General features: G+C 67.8%; 17 protein-coding genes and 1 pseudogene. 6 read left to right on the top strand and 12 right to left on the bottom strand.

Features of this window, described 5'->3' with window-relative positions:
- The first annotated feature begins 75 nt into the window (after positions 1–75).
- The 3 genes from CKW06_RS07910 to CKW06_RS07900 are packed head-to-tail and all read left to right on the top strand — an operon-like array spanning position 76 to position 2,316.
- Positions 76–519, top strand: a complete 444-nt coding sequence (locus CKW06_RS07910) for a VOC family protein (protein ID WP_005412719.1) — start codon at positions 76–78, stop codon at positions 517–519.
- Positions 516–1,334, top strand: coding sequence for a DUF72 domain-containing protein (locus CKW06_RS07905; RefSeq protein WP_024956272.1), 819 nt, complete (start codon positions 516–518; stop codon positions 1,332–1,334). Before CKW06_RS07910 ends, CKW06_RS07905 begins: the two co-directional genes overlap by 4 nt.
- Positions 1,335–1,368: 34 nt before the next feature.
- Positions 1,369–2,316, top strand: coding sequence for a DMT family transporter (locus CKW06_RS07900; RefSeq protein WP_012479593.1), 948 nt, complete (start codon positions 1,369–1,371; stop codon positions 2,314–2,316).
- 45 nt (positions 2,317–2,361) lie between these two features.
- On the opposite strand, the gene CKW06_RS07895 is transcribed toward CKW06_RS07900, so the two are convergent.
- The 6 genes and pseudogenes from CKW06_RS07895 to CKW06_RS07870 all read right to left on the bottom strand — a co-directional run bounded on the left by CKW06_RS07895 (position 2,362) and on the right by CKW06_RS07870 (position 12,019).
- A complete protein-coding gene (locus tag CKW06_RS07895; protein WP_024956273.1) occupies positions 2,362–3,522 on the bottom strand; it encodes an AAA family ATPase in 1,161 nt (386 codons plus the stop codon).
- Between the two features lie 163 nt (positions 3,523–3,685).
- Positions 3,686–4,756, bottom strand: a complete 1,071-nt coding sequence (locus CKW06_RS07890; RefSeq protein ID WP_012479591.1) for a sensor domain-containing diguanylate cyclase — start codon at positions 4,754–4,756, stop codon at positions 3,686–3,688.
- A gap of 144 nt (positions 4,757–4,900) precedes the next feature.
- A complete protein-coding gene (locus CKW06_RS07885) occupies positions 4,901–5,623 on the bottom strand; it encodes a pseudouridine synthase (RefSeq protein ID WP_005408708.1) in 723 nt (240 codons plus the stop codon).
- Positions 5,624–5,657: 34 nt separating this feature from the next.
- Positions 5,658–7,322, bottom strand: coding sequence for a sensor domain-containing diguanylate cyclase (locus tag CKW06_RS07880; protein WP_024956274.1), 1,665 nt, complete (start codon positions 7,320–7,322; stop codon positions 5,658–5,660).
- A gap of 109 nt (positions 7,323–7,431) precedes the next feature.
- Positions 7,432–9,854 (bottom strand): annotated as a pseudogene (locus CKW06_RS24115) (putative bifunctional diguanylate cyclase/phosphodiesterase).
- A 218-nt stretch (positions 9,855–10,072) separates the two neighbouring features.
- Positions 10,073–12,019 (bottom strand): DEAD/DEAH box helicase, encoded by a 1,947-nt coding sequence (locus tag CKW06_RS07870; protein WP_024956275.1) that lies wholly within the window; start codon positions 12,017–12,019, stop codon positions 10,073–10,075.
- 268 nt (positions 12,020–12,287) lie between these two features.
- Here CKW06_RS07870 and CKW06_RS07865 point away from each other — a divergent pair, with 268 nt between their 5' ends.
- The gene (locus tag CKW06_RS07865) at positions 12,288–12,509 is read left to right on the top strand and encodes an RNA-binding S4 domain-containing protein (RefSeq protein WP_005408703.1); all 222 of its coding nucleotides are present in this window, start codon (positions 12,288–12,290) and stop codon (positions 12,507–12,509) included.
- A gap of 11 nt (positions 12,510–12,520) precedes the next feature.
- Here CKW06_RS07865 and ubiM read toward each other — a convergent pair whose 3' ends face one another.
- The 6 genes from ubiM to CKW06_RS07835 all read right to left on the bottom strand — a co-directional run bounded on the left by ubiM (position 12,521) and on the right by CKW06_RS07835 (position 16,612).
- Complete coding sequence (gene ubiM / locus CKW06_RS07860) at positions 12,521–13,699, bottom strand: 5-demethoxyubiquinol-8 5-hydroxylase UbiM (protein WP_024956276.1); 1,179 nt, start codon at positions 13,697–13,699, stop codon at positions 12,521–12,523.
- A 79-nt stretch (positions 13,700–13,778) separates the two neighbouring features.
- Complete coding sequence (locus CKW06_RS07855) at positions 13,779–14,168, bottom strand: MAPEG family protein (RefSeq protein ID WP_005408701.1); 390 nt, start codon at positions 14,166–14,168, stop codon at positions 13,779–13,781.
- A 42-nt stretch (positions 14,169–14,210) separates the two neighbouring features.
- A complete protein-coding gene (locus CKW06_RS07850; protein ID WP_197570734.1) occupies positions 14,211–14,384 on the bottom strand; it encodes a hypothetical protein in 174 nt (57 codons plus the stop codon).
- A 1-nt stretch (position 14,385) separates the two neighbouring features.
- Complete coding sequence (locus tag CKW06_RS07845) at positions 14,386–14,820, bottom strand: SMI1/KNR4 family protein (RefSeq protein WP_224119399.1); 435 nt, start codon at positions 14,818–14,820, stop codon at positions 14,386–14,388.
- Between the two features lie 24 nt (positions 14,821–14,844).
- Positions 14,845–15,390, bottom strand: coding sequence for a DUF4019 domain-containing protein (locus CKW06_RS07840; RefSeq protein WP_005408699.1), 546 nt, complete (start codon positions 15,388–15,390; stop codon positions 14,845–14,847).
- A 58-nt stretch (positions 15,391–15,448) separates the two neighbouring features.
- Positions 15,449–16,612 (bottom strand): COG3904 family protein, encoded by a 1,164-nt coding sequence (locus CKW06_RS07835; protein WP_024956279.1) that lies wholly within the window; start codon positions 16,610–16,612, stop codon positions 15,449–15,451.
- A 582-nt stretch (positions 16,613–17,194) separates the two neighbouring features.
- Between CKW06_RS07835 and CKW06_RS07825 the strand changes: the two genes are divergently transcribed.
- Together CKW06_RS07825 and CKW06_RS07820 are read left to right on the top strand one after the other, a co-directional pair.
- Positions 17,195–18,673: a DNA-3-methyladenine glycosylase 2 family protein gene (locus CKW06_RS07825; protein ID WP_024958165.1), complete on the top strand. Its 1,479-nt coding sequence runs from the start codon at positions 17,195–17,197 to the stop codon at positions 18,671–18,673.
- On the top strand, positions 18,670–19,161 hold the full coding sequence (locus CKW06_RS07820; RefSeq protein ID WP_005412705.1) for a methylated-DNA--[protein]-cysteine S-methyltransferase: 492 nt from the start codon (positions 18,670–18,672) through the stop codon (positions 19,159–19,161). Before CKW06_RS07825 ends, CKW06_RS07820 begins: the two co-directional genes overlap by 4 nt.
- Positions 19,162–19,323 lie beyond the last annotated feature (162 nt).

The following is a 19,323-nucleotide window of genomic DNA, read 5'->3' as shown; positions in this document are numbered from 1 at the left end:
GCAGGCCGTCACCGGGGTTTCGCGGGATGGTAACGTTCTGCGTTGCACCCTGCCCTGTGCCATAGGAGGGGTGTCATGGGCGGGAACGGCCAACCGAGCAGCGGCTCCACCATCATTCCGTGCCTGCGCTACCGCGATGCGCAGGCTGCCATCGACTGGCTGCAGCGCGCCTTCGGCTTCCATGCCCAGGCCGTCTACGCCGATGGCGATACGGTGTTCCATGCGCAGCTGACCTTCGGCACCGGCATGATCATGCTGGGCTCGGCCAGCAACCAGAGCGCGTGGAGCGAGCATGCGGCGATGCCTGATGAGGTCGGCGGCCGCCAGACGCAGAGTGCCTGCGTGATCGTCACCGATGCCGACGCGCACTACGCCCGGGCCAAGGCCGCCGGTGCCCGAATCGTCATCGACATCGCCGACCAGGACTACGGCGGTCGTGGCTATGCCTGCGCCGACCCGGAAGGCTACCTGTGGTGGTTCGGCAGCTACGACCCGTGGCGCGCGGACCACGGCCAGTGACCGCCGGAACGATCCGCTGCGGCATCGGTGGCTGGGTGTTTCCCGAATGGCGCGGCGGCGTTTTCTACCCCGTGGGCCTGCCGCAGCGTGAAGAACTGGCCCATGCCAGCCGTGCCATGCGTTGCATCGAAATCAACGGCACCTTCTACCGCACGCCCACCGCCGCGCAGTGCGCGCAGTGGGCCGCACAGACGCCGGAAGGCTTCCGGTTTTCGATGAAGGCGCCACGCTACCTGGTGCAGCGCCGCGACCTGTCCAGCACGGTCGAGGCGGCCGCGCCCTTCCTGCAGGCGGCGACCGCGCTCGGTGACCGGCTGGGCCCGCTGCTGTGGCAGTTCGATCCACGGCATCCGGCCGACGCCGAAGCACTGGAACGGCTGGTGGCACAGCTGCCGAAGCAGCTGGACGGGGTGCCGCTGCAGCATGCGCTGGAGGTCCGCAACGCCGAGGCACATGGCCCGGCACTGGTCGACGCCGCCCGCCGCCATGGCGTGGCGCTGGTGATCGAGGACAGCGACGAGGCGCCATTGCACGGCGATGTCAGTGCCGGCTTCGTCTATGCGCGAATCAAGCGCAGCCAGGCCCGCTTGAACGAGGGCCTGCCGGCGCCCGTGCAGCAGCGCTGGGCCGAACGCGCACGCCGCTGGTCACGCGGTGAACCAGTGGATGACCTGCCCTGCCTGGCCGCGCCAGCTCCGGAAACCCCGCGCGAGGTCTACCTGCTGTGCATCGGCGCGGGCAAGGCACGCAACCCGGCGGCGGCGATGGCACTGCAGCGGCGGGTTGACCAGGGCAGCGATCCCACACGCGGGTAGCGCTGCGACGTTCGCCTTGCCTCACAATAGGCGGATGAGCACACCCGACACCCGCAAAGCGCTGTGGCAGATCCACTTCTGTGTCCTGCTGTGGGGCGTCACCGCCATCCTCGGCAAGCTGATCACCCTGCCCGCATTGCCGCTGGTGTGGTGGCGCATGCTGCTGGTGACGGCGATGCTGGCCCTGCTGCCGCGGGTCTGGCGCGGGCTGCGCACCCTGCCCCTGCGGCTGGTGGCCGGTTACGCCGGCATCGGTGCGCTGGTCGCCCTGCACTGGCTGACCTTCTACGGCGCGGTGAAACTGGCCAATGCCTCGGTGGCCGCCACCTGCATTGCACTGGCGCCGGTGTTCACCTCGATCATCGAACCCTGGGTCGCCAAGCGGCCGTTCCAGCTACGTGAACTGGCGTTCGGCCTGGCGGTGCTGCCGGGTGTTGCGCTGGTGGTCGGTGGCGTGCCCGATGGCATGCGCCTGGGTGTCTTGATCGGCGCGATATCGGCGCTGCTGGTGGCGGTGTTCGGCTCGCTCAACAAACGCATGGTCAGCCACGCCGATCCGCTCACGGTCACCGCACTGGAGCTGGGTGCCGGCACCCTCACCCTGACCCTGCTGGCACCGCTGATGCCCTACCTGCTGCCAGCACTGGCCAGCCCGCTGTGGGTGGTCCCGAATCTGCACGACGGCATCCTGCTGCTGGTGCTGGCCGGGTTCTGCACGCTGCTGCCGTTCGCCCTGGCCCTGGTCGCACTGCGCCACCTGAGCGCCTATACGGTGCAGTTGGTGACCAACCTGGAACCGGTCTATGCGGTGGTGCTGGCGGTGGTGCTGCTGCGCGAGCAGCACGAGGTCACGCCGTGGTTCTACCTGGGCGTGGCCATCATTGTCGGCGCGGTGTTCCTGCATCCGCTGCTGAACCGCCGCAAGCCGGTGCAGCACCCGGAAATCCTTGGCACGGCCGAAGCACGCAACATCGCCGATTGAATGCATCCGCGCATGGCGTGGATCTACCGGATCCGGATCGATGTCTCAACGCTGCGGCCAATGCCAGGCCGGCGCATCCAGCAGGCCCTGCCCGCTCAGCAGCGTGCGGCCCTGTTCCTTGTGCAGATGCAGCGAGTGGCAGCCCGGCGCCTGCTCCAACGCCGCGATCAGCCGGCTGGCGTGTGACACCACCCACACCTGGCTGCGCGCACTGGCGGCGATGATCAGCCGCGCCAGCGCCGGCAGCAGGTCCGGATGCAGGCTGGTCTCCGGCTCGTTCAGCACCAGCAGCGGCGGTGGCCGCGGCGTGTGCAGTGCCGCGGCCAGCAGCAGGAATCGCAGGGTACCGTCAGACAATTCGGCCATCGACAACGGCCGCAGCAGCCCGGGCTGGTGGAATCGCAGGGCCAGTCGACCGTCCAGCTCTTCGAAGCCGACCGTGGCGCCGGGGAAGGCATCATCGACACTGCGTGCCAACGCAACCGGATCTCCGATCTCGAGAATGGTCACCCAGGCCGCCGCCAGATCCCGCCCGTCGTGATGCAGCACCGGCGTGCGCGTTGCCATCGCCGGTTGTCGCGCCGGGGCATCGGCGTCGCTGCGGAAATGATCGTAGAAGCGCCAGCGACGGATGTACTCACGCAGGGCGATGGTTTCCGGCATGCGCTGCGGATCGCCGACCTGGGTGAACAGGCTGTCGAACAGCGACAACCGGTCATCCACGAGATCCCAGCCGTGCGCATGGCGTTGGCGCACCATTGCCCCACGGCGATCGACCAGCAGGTTGGCGCTGCGCAGGAACGGCCCGGCCCAGATCGCCTCCGCCTTGATCTGCGGATCCAGCGCAAACGCGGAACGGCTGGGTGGCGGGTAGCCCAGGTCGATGGCATAGCCGAACTCGTCGGTGGTGAATCCCAGCTTCAGCCCCACTGACGCCTGCCGGGGTCCGCCCTGCAGCGGGATCTCGCCGGCCGCAACCCGGCGATCGATGGATTCGGGGCCGGCCCACAGCGCCGAACCAAGCCCGCCTTCGCGGGCCAGCACCGCCGCGACGCCGCCCTGGGCGGTTTCCGCCAGCAGGCGCAGCGCGCGGTACAGGCTGGATTTGCCACTGCCGTTGTCACCGGTGACCACGTTCAACGGCTGCAGCGGCAGTACCAGCCCGTGCAGCGAGCGATAGTGGGCGATGGCCAGGGTCTGCAGCATGGCTGGTATCCGTGGAAACAGGGACGTCATGCTGGCCGGTTCTGATCGCAGGAGCTGCGACGCCAAGTGAAACGGGAAGAGCATCCACGCATGGCGTGGATCTACTGGAGCGGCATCGAATCATCCACGCGTCGCATGCGTTCAACGCGCGAACCGCCGTGTTTCAGCCCGCCAGCTCCACCCGGTTGCGACCGTTGCCCTTGGCCCGGTACAGCGCCTTGTCGGCGCGCGCCAGCATCTCATCCACGCTTTCACCGGGCTGGTGCTGGGCCACACCAATGCTGATCGTGACCGGGAATCCCAGCGGCAGATCCGCCACGGCCAGGCGCAGGAACTCGCATTGCAGTTCGGCCGTGCGCAGATCAGTGCCCGGCATCACCGCCACGAACTCCTCGCCGCCATAGCGCGCGGCCATGCCACGGCCGGCAAAATGCGAACGCAGCAGCACGCCCAGCTCGGCCAGTACCCGGTCGCCGGTGGCGTGGCCCTGGAAGTCATTGATGTGCTTGAAATGGTCGATGTCCAGCAGGGCCACGCAGGCTACTCCCGGCTGCCCATCGATCTCCGCAACCGCCTCTTCCAGTGCCGCTGCCATCGCGCGGCGGTTGGGCAGGCCGGTCAGCGCATCGGTGCGGCTCTGTTCGGCCAGGTCGGCATTCTGCGCCAGCAGCACGTCCTGGTACTCCGACAGCAGGCGCTCGTAGTCATCGCGTTCCAGCATGTGCTTCTGGATGTCGAGCGCGAAACGGCGCAGCTCCATCACCAGCATCACCTGCCGTGAAAGCGCGGCCAGCGCCTCGGCCTTGTCGCTGGGCAGGTGCTGCGGCTGTGCATCGAACACGCACAGCGTACCCAGCGGCAGGCCATCGGAACTGATCAGCGGCGCACCGGCGTAGAAGCGGATGTGCGGGTCGCCGGTCACCACCGGGTTGTCATGGAAGCGGATGTCCTGCAACGCATCCTCGACCACCATGATTTGGTGCGGCTGCAGGATGGCGTGGCCACACATCGATTCGCTGCGCAGGTTTTCCGCCGCGTCGATGCCCTGGATCGACTTGAACCATTGCCGTTCGACGTCAATCAGGGTCACCGCCGCCATCGAGGTACCGCAGACCGCCTTGGCGATCGCCACCAGGTCGTCGAATGACTTCTCGCGCTGCGAATCAAGGATCCGGTAGCGGTACAGCGCCTGGAGCCGAAGGGCTTCGTTGGCAGGCTTGTCGGGCTTGATCATGCAGCGTCACGTTCCGGCAGGTCACTGCAAAGTCTAGCTGATGCCGGCGCGTAATCCGCACAACGCGTAGTGCCGGCCGCTGGCCGGCATCCCGCGCTCTCTCGATGGCTGGAGCAGCCGGCCAGCGGCCGGCACTACCGCGCGTTACCAGTCCAGCTGCTTCGGCAGCAGGCCCTGCAGTTCCTGCTCGGTCAGGTTGCGCCACTGGCCCGGCTTCAGCGCGCCGATCTTGATGTTGTCGATGCGCACGCGGCGCAGCTGGGTCACGCGATAGCCGAATTCGGCGGCCATCAGGCGGATCTGCCGGTTCAGGCCCTGCTGCAGGGTGATACGGAAGCCGAACTTGGCGATGCGCGAGGTCTTGCACGGCAGCGTCATCTGGTCGTGGATGCGCACGCCGCGCGCCATGCCGCGCAGGAACTCATCGGTGACCGGCTTGTTCACCGCCACCAGGTATTCCTTCTGGTGGCCATTTTCGGCGCGCAGGATCTGGTTGACGATGTCGCCGTTGCTGGTCATCAGGATCAACCCCTCGGATTCCTTGTCCAGGCGGCCGATCGGGAAGATGCGCTGTTCGTGGCCGACGAAGTCGACGATGTTGCCCTTGACCGAAGTTTCGGTCGTGCAGGTGACGCCTACCGGCTTGTTCAATGCGATGTAGACGTGGCGGCGGGCGCCGGGCTTGCGTGCCACGCGGGCGCGCAGCGGCTGGCCGTCGACCAGCACCTGGTCTTCCTCGCCCACCACCGCGCCGGTACCGGCCGGATGGCCGTTGACGGTAACGCGGCGCGCGGCGATCAGGCGATCGGCCTCGCGGCGGGAGCAGAAGCCGGTGTCGGCGATATGTTTGTTGAGTCGGGTGGTCATCGGCCCATTATCCGGCATCGCCGCCCGCTGCGCTTCATGCCAGGGCGGGCGGATCGAGCTCCTCACCGTCGAAGACCCGGTTGCGGCCCGCCCGCTTTGCCACGTACATGGCATGGTCGGCGCGCCGCAGCAGCCCGGCCAGATCGTCCTCGCCCGGTCGCCACTGCGCCAGGCCGATGCTGGCGGTCACCTCCAGCCCCGGCACCTGCAGGGCCTGGCCAGCCTCGGTGATGCGCTGGCGCAGGCGGTCCAGCCGCGCCGACGCCGCCTCGCGCGGCATGCCGGGCATCAGCAGCAGGAACTCTTCGCCGCCCATCCGCACCACTTCGTCCTGGCTGCGCACCGCCGCGCGCAGGGCACGCGCCACCGCCACCAGCACCTGGTCGCCCACTGCGTGGCCGTGGCGGTCGTTGATGTCCTTGAACAGGTCGATGTCGAGGAAGCCGATCACCAACGGGCCGCGCTCACGGTCCACCCGTTCCAGATGGCGGGCCAGCTGCTGCAGTCCGGCGCGACGGTTGGGAAGCCCGGTCAGGCCATCGGTCTCGGCCAGCTGGCGAAGTTCATCACGCTGCTGGCGCAGCCGGCCCAGCCGCTGGTTCAACGCATACGCGGCCATCATCAACAGCCAGGTCACCGCCAGCTGCAGCGCCTCCACCCGGTATTCCAGCAGCCACGCCGCACCACAGGCATCGGCGATGATCAGTACCAGCATCGGTGCCAGCGCGGCCAGACCCGCCTGTGCCCAACGGTCGCCGCGCCAGCGTGCCCAGACGCCGACCATCAGTGCCAGGCCACATCCGGACAGATAGGACACCTGCAAGCCCTTCGCGACCCAGGCCAGATGCTCCCAGCGCAGCCACGGCACCAGCACGGCCAGCGCCATCAGGGTCCACAACACCGCCAGCTGGGCCGGGCGCGATCGAGGCAGCACGCGGTCGCCTCCGTTCAGCCGCCACAGCGCCGGCAGCACCAGTGCCTGGGTCGCAGCGGTCAGCGCCAGCAGCCACCAGGCGCCGTGCTCGCCCACCGGCAGCCAGGGTTCCGGATAGCCGCTCAGCCCGCCGAGGATGGCCTGCCACAGCACCATCACGGTGGTGCCGGCGATGTAGACCAGGAAACTGCGGTCCCGGGTGGTCAGGAAGGCCATCAACGCCGACAGCGCCAGCGCAATCGCCACCGCGATGCAGGCCGCGCGCACCAGCAGGCGGGCGGTGTCGTTCTGCTGCACCGGGCTGGGCGCGCCCAGCCGCAGGGTCGGCACCCAACGTGCCTTCAGCGGTGTCTGCCAGGAGACCAGGAACGGCTCATGGCTGCCGGCCGGCGGCACGGCCACCAGGCCGATGCCAGCCCGGAAACGTGAATCGCGGGTGCGCGCATCGTGCATGTTGCCGCAGATCTCGCGGTCGCCATGCTGGACGCGCACTTCACCGGCAAAGACGTTGAACACGTCCAGCGCCTGCGGTTGCCCTGACCAGCCCTGCGGCGGAGCCGGTACCAGCACCTGCTGGCGGGCGCCGGACAGCATCTGCGGCGTGCATGCGCGGTGCGGCGTCGGCTCGTCGGTAGCGCCGCCGACCAGGAGATAATCATGGCCCGACACGGCCTCTGCAGCCTGAAGCGGCCACGGCAACGCCAACCACACCATCAGGACGGCCAGCACCGCTCCTGTTCCATACCGCCACTGCCTGCCGCCCACGCCACGTCCTGTTCCTGCTTACGTCCGCGCCCACTGCGCGCCGCCCCTGGCGCGCATTATCGCAGCCGGGCACGCCACGCATGTGTAGACCAAAGTCGGCGCCCGCGGTTCAGCCAGCCGCCGGCGGCCCCTTCACCGCGACCAGCCGTACCGGGCGCAGATCGACCAGGGTCAGCCGCTCCAGCGGCTGCGGCCGTTCGATGGCATAGCCCTGCAGCCCCTGCACGCCAAGCCGGGTCAGCGCACCGGCGACCTCGGCGGTCTCCACCCACTCGGCCACCACTTCCATCTGCAGCTCGCGCCCGAGCTCGCTGATCGCGCGCACCGTGGCGTGGCTGACAGGGTCGGTATCCATGTCGCGCACGAAGGCGCCGTCGATCTTCAGGATGTCCGCCGGCAACTGGCGCAGGTAGCCGAAGGAAGACAGGCCGGAGCCGAAGTCATCCAGCGCCATCCGGCACCCCCGTGCCTTCACCGCATCGATGAAGGCGCGGGCCTGGCTGAGGTTGCTGATCGCCGCAGTCTCGGTGATCTCGAAGCACAACTTGGAGGCCAGCGCGCGGTTGCGCTCGAGCAGGTCGCAGACGAAGGCGAGGAATCCCGGCTCGGCGATCGACTGCGCGGACACGTTGACGTTGCACAGGCCCAGCTGGCGCACGTGCGCCGGGCACACCTGCAGGTGGCGGAACAGCAGCCCGAGCACGTGCCGGTCCAGCGCCACTGCCATGCCATAGCGCTCCACCGCCGGCATGAACTGGCCGGGCAGATGCAGGCTGCCATCGGTACCGCGCATGCGCACCAGCACCTCGTAGTGCAGGTAGGACGGATCGCCCACGCGGGCGATGCGCTGTGCATACAGCAGCATGCGATTCTCGGCCATCGCCAGGCTGACGCCCTGCAGGCGCTCGGCCTCCTGCCGCCGCTCCTCCAGCGCCATGCGGTTCTCATTGAAGCAGTGCACGCGGTTGCGCCCGGCCTGCTTGGAGCATAGCAGGCGCTGTCGGCAGCACTCATCAACCAGTTCACGTCCGGCGCATCTGCACTGACCTCGACCACGCCGATGCTGCAGCTCAGCTGCGGGCTGCCCTCGCTGACCGGGAACGTCGCCTGCCCCAGATTGCGGATCACCCGCTGCAGCACCCGCTTGGCTTCGTCCTGCCCGGCATGGGCGAGGAACACGGCGAACTCGTCGGCACCCAGCCGGCCGACCCAGTCACCGTCACGCACGGCCGCCACCAGATAGTCGGCGAAACTGCGCAGCATCTGGTCACCGGCGGCATGGCCGAAGCTGTCGTTGACCAGCTTGAAGTGGTCCAGGTTGATGTAGCACAGCGCATGCGTACCGCCATCACTGCGTACCTGCAGCAGCGCACGCTCCAGCAGCCGCTCGATCTCGCGGCGGTTGATCAGGCCGGTCAGCGGATCGTGGCTGGCGTGATGCTCGATCTCACGTACCAATGCATGGTTCTGGCTGACATCCTCGATGATCGCAAACACCGACAGGCCGCCTCCCGCGCTGCGCACGCCGGTGCCACTCCAGCGCCCCCACACCAGGCTGCCATCGCGGCGGCAGAAGCGCAGTTCACTCGGCCGCAGCTGCCGGTCCCAGTCGATGCGGCCGACGCCATCGATGACCAGTTCGCCTTCCATCAACAGATCGCCGAGCGACATCTGCAGCAGCACGTCGCGTCGGTAGTCGAGGATGTCGGCCATCGCCTGGTTGGCTTCGATCACCTTGCCGTCGGTGTCGAGCTTGAGCATGCCGACATTGGCCTGGTAGAAGGCCGCACGGAAGCGGCTTTCATGCTCGGTCAGGTCCTTGCCGACGCGGCGCGCGAGGGCCACCGCCATCAGGCTGATCGCCAGCACCGACAACCCGCCGACCACAAGCGTGGCGATCCGTACCATCGTGGCCATGCGCAGCAACGCTTGCGAAAATGCCTGCGCCTGGACCTGCAGCCGCCGGTCCAGATCACGCAGTTGTTGCAGGTACCGGTCGCGCTCCGCCACTGGCAGCACACCTTGCGCATGCCCCGACTGCAGCTCGGCAACCAGCCGTTGCACGGCCAACAGATCATTATCGGTCTGGCGCCACAGCGTGGTTGCTTCCCGGAATGCACCGATGTCGCGTGCATAGCGGAACGAGAACACCAGGCGCGGGATATCGGCACGCGCGTTGCCACCCTGCAGGAAGCCCTGCCGGGCCTTCTCCTCGTCCGGTACCGCCTGTTCCAGCGCCAGCCGGGCCTGCAGATCCCCCAACGGAATCCGCAGGGCTTGGCGAGCGTCATCCAGGTCCTGGGCATGGCCGCGCGCCAGGTAGCGGCTCAGCGCAGCGGTTGCATCCTGCTGCCCCCGTGACCAGTAGCCCTGGCCGGCAATCCAGGCCGTCGAGGCCGCCTGCAGTTCCTGGATCAACGCGGACAACGCGACCAACCCGATCGCCATGCCCGTCAACAACGCAAAGCGCAATCCCAGGCCACGGGTCATCGGCACCCGCCGGCTCTGCTGGTCCGTGCCACTTCTACCCATCCCGGATCCCCCCGAATGTGCTGCGGTGACAACCTGCCTTGGAACCGGCCCAGCCTATGACCGGCAATGTGTGGGCCATGCGAAAAAGGGGACGGAGGGGATTAAGTCGTTTTCGGCATAAGCGCATGGCCTGCCATTTACGACTTAATCCCCTCCGTCCCCTTTTCCTGTACGCCAGCCCGGGGGCTGGCGTTGTTATGGACGGCTGCGGGTGCGGCTTAGAAGCTGCGCGGGCCGCGCGGCTTGAAGCCGTCACGACGCGGCGGCCGGCTGTCGCGGTCACCGCCGCGGTCGCCACCGTGGCCACCCGGACCACCCGGGCCACCACGACGCGGACCACCCGGGCCGCCCGGGCCACGCTTGTCGAAGCGCGGCTTGAACGGACGCGGGGCCGGGTTGGTGTCTTCACCCGGAGCCAGCGCACGCATCTGCAGCTGCTGGCCGGACACCCACACCTTCTGCAGGTGCGACAGCACGTCCGGCGGCATCTGTGCAGGCAGGTCCAGCAGCGAGAAGTCGTCGTGGATGTCGATGCGGCCGATGAAGCGGCTTTCCAGGCCCGCTTCGTTGGCGATGGCGCCGACGATGTTGGCCGGCTTCACGCCATGCTGGTGGCCCACCGAAATGCGGTAGGTCTCCATGCCCTGCTCCGGTGCACCACGCGGCGGAACCTCACGGCGCGGACGCTGCTCGAAACCACCTTCGGCGTCGTCGCGACGCGGGCCACGCTCGAAGCGCGGACCACGCTCGTTGCGGTCGAAGCGATCGCCACGCTCCGGACGGTCGCCACGGTCGAAACGCTCGCGCGGGGCGCGCTCTTCACGCGGGGCACGCACCGGCGGCTGCAGCAGGAACGGGGTGTCACCCTGCAGCATCTTGGCCAGCGCGGCGGCGATCTCGATGGCCGGCACGTTCTGCTCGTTCTCGAAGCGCTCCAGCAGCTGGCGGTAGAAATCCAGGCCACCGGCACCCAGGGTTTCGCTGATGCGCGAGGTGAACTTGTTGATGCGGGTGTCGTTGACCGCTTCCACGCTCGGCAGCTGCATCTCTTCGATCGGCTGGCGGGTGGCGCGCTCGATCTGGCGCAGCATGCCCTTCTCGCGCGGGGTGGCGAACAGGATCGCCTCGCCGCTGCGGCCGGCACGACCGGTACGGCCGATACGGTGCACGTAGCTTTCGGTGTCGTACGGAATGTCGTAGTTCAGCACGTGGCTGATGCGCTCCACGTCCAGGCCGCGCGCAGCCACGTCGGTGGCGACCAGGATGTCCAGCTTGCCTTCCTTCAGCATGGCGATGGTGCGCTCACGCTGGGCCTGCTGCATGTCGCCGTTGATGGCGGCAGCGGCCAGGCCACGGGCCTGCAGCTTGCTGGCCAGTTCTTCGGTGCCGGCCTTGGTGCGCGCGAAGATGATCATCGCGTCGAACGGCTCGACTTCCAGGATGCGGGTCAGCGCATCCAGCTTGTGCATGCCGCTCACCCACCAGTAACGCTGGCGGATGTTGGCCGAGGTGGTGGTCTTGGCCGCGATGGTCACTTCCACCGGGTCCTGCAGGTAGGTCTGCGCGATGCGGCGGATCTGCGGCGGCATGGTGGCCGAGAACAGGGCCACCTGGCGCTGCTCCGGCAGCTTCTTCAGCACCGCTTCGACGTCGTCGATGAAGCCCATGCGCAGCATTTCATCGGCTTCGTCCAGCACCAGGGTCTTCAGCTCGGACAGGTCCAGGGTGCTGCGGTCGAGGTGGTCGATCACGCGACCGGGAGTACCGACCACGATATGCACGCCACGGCGCAGCGCCGACAGCTGCTGCCCGTAAGGCTGGCCGCCGTACACCGGCAGCACGCGGAAGCCCGGGATCTTCGACGAGTAGGACTGGAACGCCTCGGCGACCTGGATGGCCAGTTCGCGGGTCGGCGCCAGGATCAGGGCCTGCGGCTTGATCTGCTGCAGGTCGATGTTGGACAGTACCGGCAGCGCGAACGCGGCGGTCTTGCCGGTACCGGTCTGGGCCTGGCCCAGCACGTCGCGGCCTTCCAGCATCGCCGGGATGGTGGCGGCCTGGATCGGCGACGGGGTTTCGTAGCCGATGGCGGTGACCGCCTGCATCACGGGCTCGGACAGGCCGAGCTGCGCAAACTGCAGCGGCGCTTGGGAATCTTGGGACATGGGGAACTCCGAAGGCACTGCCGTCTTCCTGGCAGTGCGATAAAAAAGGTGATGGTCCGCGCTTTGGGCGCCCTTCTTATCGCGTGCCCTGGCGCTGCTCGGTCGGAGGAGATTTCACTCGCTCAGAGCGGAATGATACCGCATTGATCCTGAACGAGGCGTACAGCTTTCCGTGCGCGTGCCGTCATGCCCCGTGCTGGCGCACAATACGCGCCCTCTTCCCGGCCCGGCCGCTGGCCTGCGCCCCTCTTCCCAGGAACCCCGCTCCATGCAGATTCTCGAATTCGACCTCGACGGCGACTACGTCGAACTCAAGCAGCTGCTCAAGCTGGCCGACCTGGTCACCAGCGGCGGCGAAGCCAAGATGGTCATCAGCGAAGGCCTGGTGCGGGTCGACGGCGAAGTCGAACTGCGCAAGGCCTGCAAGATCCGCGCAGGCCAGGTGGTCGAGTTCGCCGACAGCCAGATCCGGGTGCTGGCCGCCGGCTGATGTGAGGCTGTTCAGGCTACGCGCTGGGTCAGGTGCGAAGCAATCAGCTGCCTGAACGGTGCCACGCCCTGCGCCAGGCGCAGGCCGGCCGCCCGCAGCAGCCGCGCCGGGCGGCGATCGTCGGTGTACAGGCTGGCGATCGCATTGGTGGCCTCGTACAGCGGCCGCGACGCCAGCCGATGACCCCGCTGGTAGCTGGCCAGCATGCCGGCGGCGGCAATGTCGGCACCGCGACGCTGCTGCGCGACGATGCCCTGCGCCAGCCGCTGTGCACTGGCCAGGCCCAGGTTGAAGCCATGCGCGGTGACCGGGTGCATGCCGACGGCGGCATCGCCGATCAGCGCCGAACGCTCGCCAACAAAACGGTGCGCGTACACACCTACCAGCGGATACGCCTGCGGCGTGGCCACCGGCTGCATCCGGCCCAGCCGATGTTCGAAGCAAGCACTGATGGCCTCGCCGAAGGCCACCTCGTCCATCGCCAGCAGCGCCTCGATCTGCCGCGGCGGCAGCGTGATCACCGCCGATGCCTGGCCCTCGTTGAGCGGCAGCAGCGCCATCGTGCGGCCGTAGCCGAACCATTCCCAGGCAGTGTGGCGATGGTCGCGCTCGACCTGCATGCGGCACACCAGCATCGACTTGCCGAAGTCGCGCATCTGCGCACCGATGCCGAGCATGCGGCGGGTGGCGGAGAAGCGGCTGTCAGCGGCCACCAGCAGCCGCGCATGCAGTTGGCTGCCGTCATCGAGTTTGACCACATGGCCCTGTGCATCGGCTTGCACGCCCTGCACCTTGCGCCCGTCGAACAGTTCCACGCCGTCCTGGCCCTGCACCGCATCCCATGCGGCACGGCGGATCAGATGGTTGGGTACCAGCCAGCCCAGCGGCTGGCCGTCGACCTGACTGCTGGCGAAGGTCAGCGCGAACGGCGAGCCGCCGTTCATCACCTTGGCATCGCGCAGTTCAGCGACTTCGGCCTGCGGCAGGCGCTGCCACAGACCCAGCTGCTCCATGCTCTGCCGTGAGGCATGGGTCAGCGCGATCTCGCGGCCATCGAAGGCGGCTTCGGCCAGGGCCTGGCGCGGTTGAACTTCGACCAGCCCGACCTGCAGCCCGCTGCCGGCCAGCGCGCGCGCGAAGCACAGACCTGCCGGTCCGGCGCCGACCACCACCACGTCCATCCTGCGCATGCGCGCCTCCTGCCGTTGATTCAGTCCGCGCCAGCATAGCGCCGCGCACCTGAGCGGCCTTGATCTGGATCAGGCCGACTTACAGAAGTGCGAACACCAGCGCCAGGATCGACAGCAGCGACACCAGCCACACCAGGCTCCGCACGTAGGGCACGCCTGCGGCGTACAGGGGCAGATAGACCACACGCGCCCAGAAGTAGGCCTGCGCCGCCAGTGCAGTGGTGTCGTTGCCGCGACCGGCCACGACCACCGCGATGGCGGCGGCGGCGAAGAACGGGAACGTCTCCAGGAAGTTGGCCTGCGCACGCTGCAGGCGCCCGGCCAGCGCGCTGACCGGCTTTGCGTCGCCATCGCGTGCCGAGGCATTCCACTTCATCCCGCGCTCGCGGGTGACCACGGTGGAGGTGGCGAAGATGTAAACGAAGCCGAGCACGGTCGACCAGGCCAGCATTGTCAGTTCAGTTGCCATTTGCTCATCCACGGGGCATCAGGTTGATCGGACGATCCTCAATTACTTCGATTCATTACGCAGACTGCTGATAATTCGATTCCAGTAGCGCACAGCCTCAAAATGCTGCTGTCTCGTCAACCACGTTTTATTCTCAGGACAGACCGGATCACCGCCAAGGATAACGGGCTTGATCTCAAACAATTCCATGCCCTTGGGGCGCGAATGCTTGTTCAAGTCAACCATCCTGTTCTGCCAGCTGAGCGAACAGATCGGGAATGTCCCTCGCCACCAAGATCGCATGCTGACGATCCATACCTATGAAAGGAACCCGAACCACCGGCATTGCCACATCCGATGTGTCAAACCCATACCCCTCGCCTCCGCCGTTGGAAGCGAACCAAAATATTCCCGGGGCATATGTCCCGACCTCATATTCACGGTTGAAATCGACTACTTCTTCGACTCTCCAGAAAATGATGTAGCCATCGCCAATGAATCCTTCACCACCATCGTGGGCCTTGAAGAATTCAATGTAACTTTCAGGGAGCGCAAATCCCACGCGCGTTGACAGACCATCGACCGCCGAAGCGGCAGCCGGGCCATTAAGCTGCCCTTCGGTCAGATGATATTGCGTCGTTGTTTTCCCAAGCATCTCTGCAAATGGCTCCACCAATGAATTACCTGCTACCGATCCTCAGGGTGCCGACGCACGCAGGCTGTAACCGGCCAGGCGCCACACCTGGTCCTCGTCGAAACGGAACGAGACCAGCTCGCGCACCGGCTGCGCGCTGTTGGCGAAACGGGTCGGGAAACTGACGTTGATGTACAGCCCTTCCGGCACCGCGGCACCTGCGCTGTACTTGACCCGGGTGATGGTGGGCTGGCCACGCCCGGCCAGCGCACCCAGGCGCGTGCGCTCGGTGGTCAGCTGGCTGACGAATGCGGCCTTCGGTACTGCACGGCGCGCGACGGCGGAGGCGCCATCCCACAGTTCGCCGGCGCGGTTGGCATCGACCAGCTGCGCGGCTTTCAGTGCAGCAGCGCCCATCTCGGCATCCTGTTTCTGCACCTGGGCCTGCTGTGCAGCGGTCAACGCCGGGGCACCGGCGGTGGCTGGCTTCGCAGCCGCTGGCGAGGCCGGGGCCGGGCGTGCCGGAGCCGGTGCCGGCGTGGCCGGCGCAGGTGCCTGCGCCAATGCGGTCAGGGGCAGCAGGGACAGCAGCAGGAGCACGCGCTTCATGGACACCGCCGGTTTTCTGGAGAGAACCGCAGTCTACGCCAGCGCGGTGACTATGCCGTCAGCGTGCCGGGGCGTTGCCCTCCACCGCTGCCGCATCAGCCTGCGCGGCGGGCGCGGCGGTGTTCACTGGCGCCTGTTCGGCCACCGGCGGCGGCTCCGACGGTGCCGGTGGCAGCGTTGCCACATCGATCTCCGACAGTGGGCTTTCTTCCGGGCACACCGCATCCGGGAAACCGAAGCGCTGCTTCAGTGCCTGGCCGCAGCTGTTGATCGATTCCATGTCGGCGCCTTCGCGCTTGCACTGCTGGTCGAAGGCAATCAGGAACGCGTCCTTGCGTTGCACGAAGTCGTCACCACAGGCCCGCATCTGCTTGATCCGTTCCAGATCGTCCTGCACCGCGTTGGTGCCGTCCAGGCCGTACTGGCGCAGCTCATCCTGCGTCAGCAGGCGCAGGCTGCGGTTGGGCACGGTCATCATCAGATCGGCCACACCCACCGCCACGCCGTTGCGCTGCAGGTAGTCCTTCACGTTGTCGTAGACCTCGTGCAGCTCGCGGTTGAGTTCCGCGCGCGAGGTGGCCTTGGAGCTGATCCGCATCATGCGGTGGATGCCGACCTTGCCCGACAGCAGGCGGTTGTCACCGGCAGCCAGCACGAACACGCAGGCGCTGTGGCAGATCGAGCCCTCGCGCACCCAGATCGTCCAGCCCGATTCACCGATGCTGTCGCCGGCGACGATCGCCGATTCCACCTGGCCGCCGCTGGAATCCAGGTCGAGGATGCGCTTGTGGATCTTCTGCTCGTCAGCGACCACGGCCAACCGCCACATCATCTCGGCAAAGCCCGGATTGATCTTGCCGGCGTAACGCACGCGCATCAGGCCACGTTCGGCGCACGGCGCCAGTGCCTGGGTGATCTGTTCGCGCTGCAGGCCCTCCAGCTCGACGCCATCGCCCGCCTCACCGGCGTACTCGGTACTGCAGCTGACCCAGGCGCGGCCATTCTCCAACTGCGCCTGCGGCCACGGCCGATCCGCCCGGCTGCGCGGCGGCGCCGGCGGTGGTGGTGCATCGGCGGCATTGATCGACACCATGTTCTCACCATCGCTGGCCGGCGCCCGCGCGGCCTTGTCGGCGGCGGTGACATTGCCCGGATTCTCCAGCTGGCTGCAGCCCGCCAGGGCCAGGCACAACAGGGGCAACCAGCAGAGTTTGGCGGACATCGGGCAACCGGTCTTCACGTGAGCAAGAGCCACAGTCTACCCGTCCGGGGCACGCATTCAGCGCGTGGCACTGAACCCCTTCTGACCCTTGGGAAAAGCGTGTCGACCAAGGTCGACACCCACCAACAGCCGCGCAGAACGCCGTCCCGACAGTTCGCAGGAACCTGTCGAAGGCGGGGTGGGTCCGGTTGCAGGGGCGTGAGCGCCATGGGCCCGAGGCATGCCTCGGGCGGGTTGGGCAGGACGCCCAACCCCGGTCTTGCCGTGTGCGCAGGACAGCGCACACGAGCAAGCGGCGACCGAGCTTACATGGGTGAGGGCGCTTTGCTTGCGAAGCACTGCTTCGCAAGCGCCCGAACGCACAGCCGCCAGCGGCTGGGCCGGGCCCCGGAGGGGTACTTGCAGCGTCCCCTGCAACCGGACCCACCCCGCCCTGCCGCAGGAAACCAGCTTCTGCTGTTGCCGTTGCCGGCCAGCGGCCGGCACTACCACGGGGGCAGGGCGCAGCCCGGCCTGGCCCCCTTCAGCATCCATGTCCGAATGTGGCGAGTATCCCTACCCGCACACGCCTAGACTGGCGCCATGGACACCGCCCTCGCCCTCGACACCGCCGCCTGCGACCGCGCCCGCCTGGCCCGTGACGCACGCTTCGACGGCGTTTTCTTCACCGCCGTGCGCAGCACCGGCATCTATTGCCGCCCCGTCTGCCCGGCGCCGCCGCCGAAGCCACGCAACATCACCTACTATCCGACCGCTGCCGCGGCCGCTGCTGCCGGCTACAGGCCGTGCCTGCGCTGCCGCCCCGAACTGGCACCGCAGGCCCAGCAGGCACTGGCCGGGCAAACCGTGCAGCGCGCCCTCGCCATCATCCACGGCGGCTTCCTGCAGGAGCAGCCCGTTGCAGACCTCGCGCAGAAGATCGGCCTCAGCGCGCGCCAGCTGCAGCGCCTGTTCGTCGAACATCTCGGCGCAACACCCGGACAGATCCATGCCACCCACCGCCTGCTGCTGGCCAAGCAACTGCTGACCGAAACCACGCTGCCGGTGACCGATGTTGCGCTGGCCGCCGGCTACAACAGTCTGCGCCGCTTCAATACCGCCTTCCTGCAGGGCTGCGGCATGGCACCGACGGCGCTGCGTCGCCAGCACCAGCCGCTGGCCGCCGATGACGGCGGCCTGGTACTGCGGCTCGTGTACCGCCCACCGTTGGACTTCCCGCGAATGCTGGCCTTCCTGCGCAAGCGCAGCCTGCCTGGCATCGAACTGATCGGCGAAGACAGCTACCAGCGCGTGCTCGGCACACCCGAGCGCCCCACCCTGCTGCGCGTCACCGCCGACCCGAAGCGCCCGGAACTGCGTCTGCAGCTGGGTGCGGTCGACCCGCGCCTGATCCCCGACATCGTGCGCCGTGTGCGTCGTGTGTTCGATCTGGACGCCGACCTGCAACAGGTGCACGCCGCGCTGGGCGAAGAACCCTTGCTGGCACGCGGCATCGCCGAACGCCCGGGGCTGCGCGTTCCGGGCGGCTGGGATGGCTTCGAGGTCGGCGTACGCGCCGTGCTCGGCCAGCAGGTCAGCGTCGCCGCCGCCACCACCTTTGCGCGGCGTCTGGTGGATGCGTATGGGGCGCATCTGCCGGGCATGCCGTCCGAGTTCGATCGCCAGTTCCCAGCGCCCGAGGTGCTGGCCGAGGCGCCGCTGGAATCGATCGGCCTGCCGCGCAGCCGCGCCGCCACGGTGCGTGCGCTGGCCGCTGCATGTGCCAGCGGCCAGCTCGACTTCGGACCCGGGCAGGCCCTGGAAGACTTTGTTGCGCGCTGCGTGGCATTGCCCGGCATCGGCCCGTGGACCGCGCAGTACATCGCCCTGCGCGGGCTCGGCCAGCCCGATGCCTTCCCCGCCGGCGACCTGGTGCTGCAGCAGGTGCTCGGCCACGCACATGGCCAGCGCCTGAGCGAACGTGCAACTGAAGCGCGCTCGCAACCGTGGCGTCCGTGGCGCGCCTACGCCGTGCTGCACCTGTGGCACTTGTCCGGCACGTTCGTTGGAGAACCGACATGACCCTGTTGTTTGATCGTTTCGACAGCCCGATCGGCGTACTGACCATCGCCGGTGACGAACGTGGCCTGTCACACGTGCTTTTCCCCGAAAACCGCCATCCGGCACGCGGACGCGATGACTGGCACTACGCACCGGATGCGCTGCCGGAAGCACGCGAACAGCTGCTGCAGTTCCTGCACGGCGAGCGCAACAGCTTCGACCTTGTGCTGGCGCCACGTGGCACGCCGTTCCAGCTGCGGGTGTGGCAGGCGCTGGCACTGATTCCGTTCGGCCAGACCTGGAGTTACCTGCAGCTGGCGCAGCACCTCGGCCAGCCCAGTGCGACCCGCGCGGTCGGCGCGGCCAACGGGCGCAATCCGCTGCCGATCATCCTGCCCTGCCATCGCGTGATCGGCAGCAACGGCGCATTGACCGGTTTCGGCGGCGGGCTGGAAACCAAGGCCGCGCTGCTGCGGCTGGAACAACGCCAGGCCCCGCTGTTCGGCTGAGAGGGCTGGCCGGGCTGCGCCCGGCACCCGCAGAGGCTAGAGCAACAGCAACAGCGGGCTTCCTGCGGGGAGGCAGGGTGGGTCCAGTTGCAGGGGACGCTGCAAGTACGTCCCTGTAAGCTCGGTCGCGCCATCCATGGCGCTCACGCCCCTGCAACCGGA

Source organism: Stenotrophomonas maltophilia (assembly GCF_900186865.1).
Classification (GTDB): Bacteria; Pseudomonadota; Gammaproteobacteria; order Xanthomonadales; family Xanthomonadaceae; genus Stenotrophomonas; species Stenotrophomonas maltophilia.
This window is presented reverse-complemented; position numbering and strand designations above follow the sequence as displayed.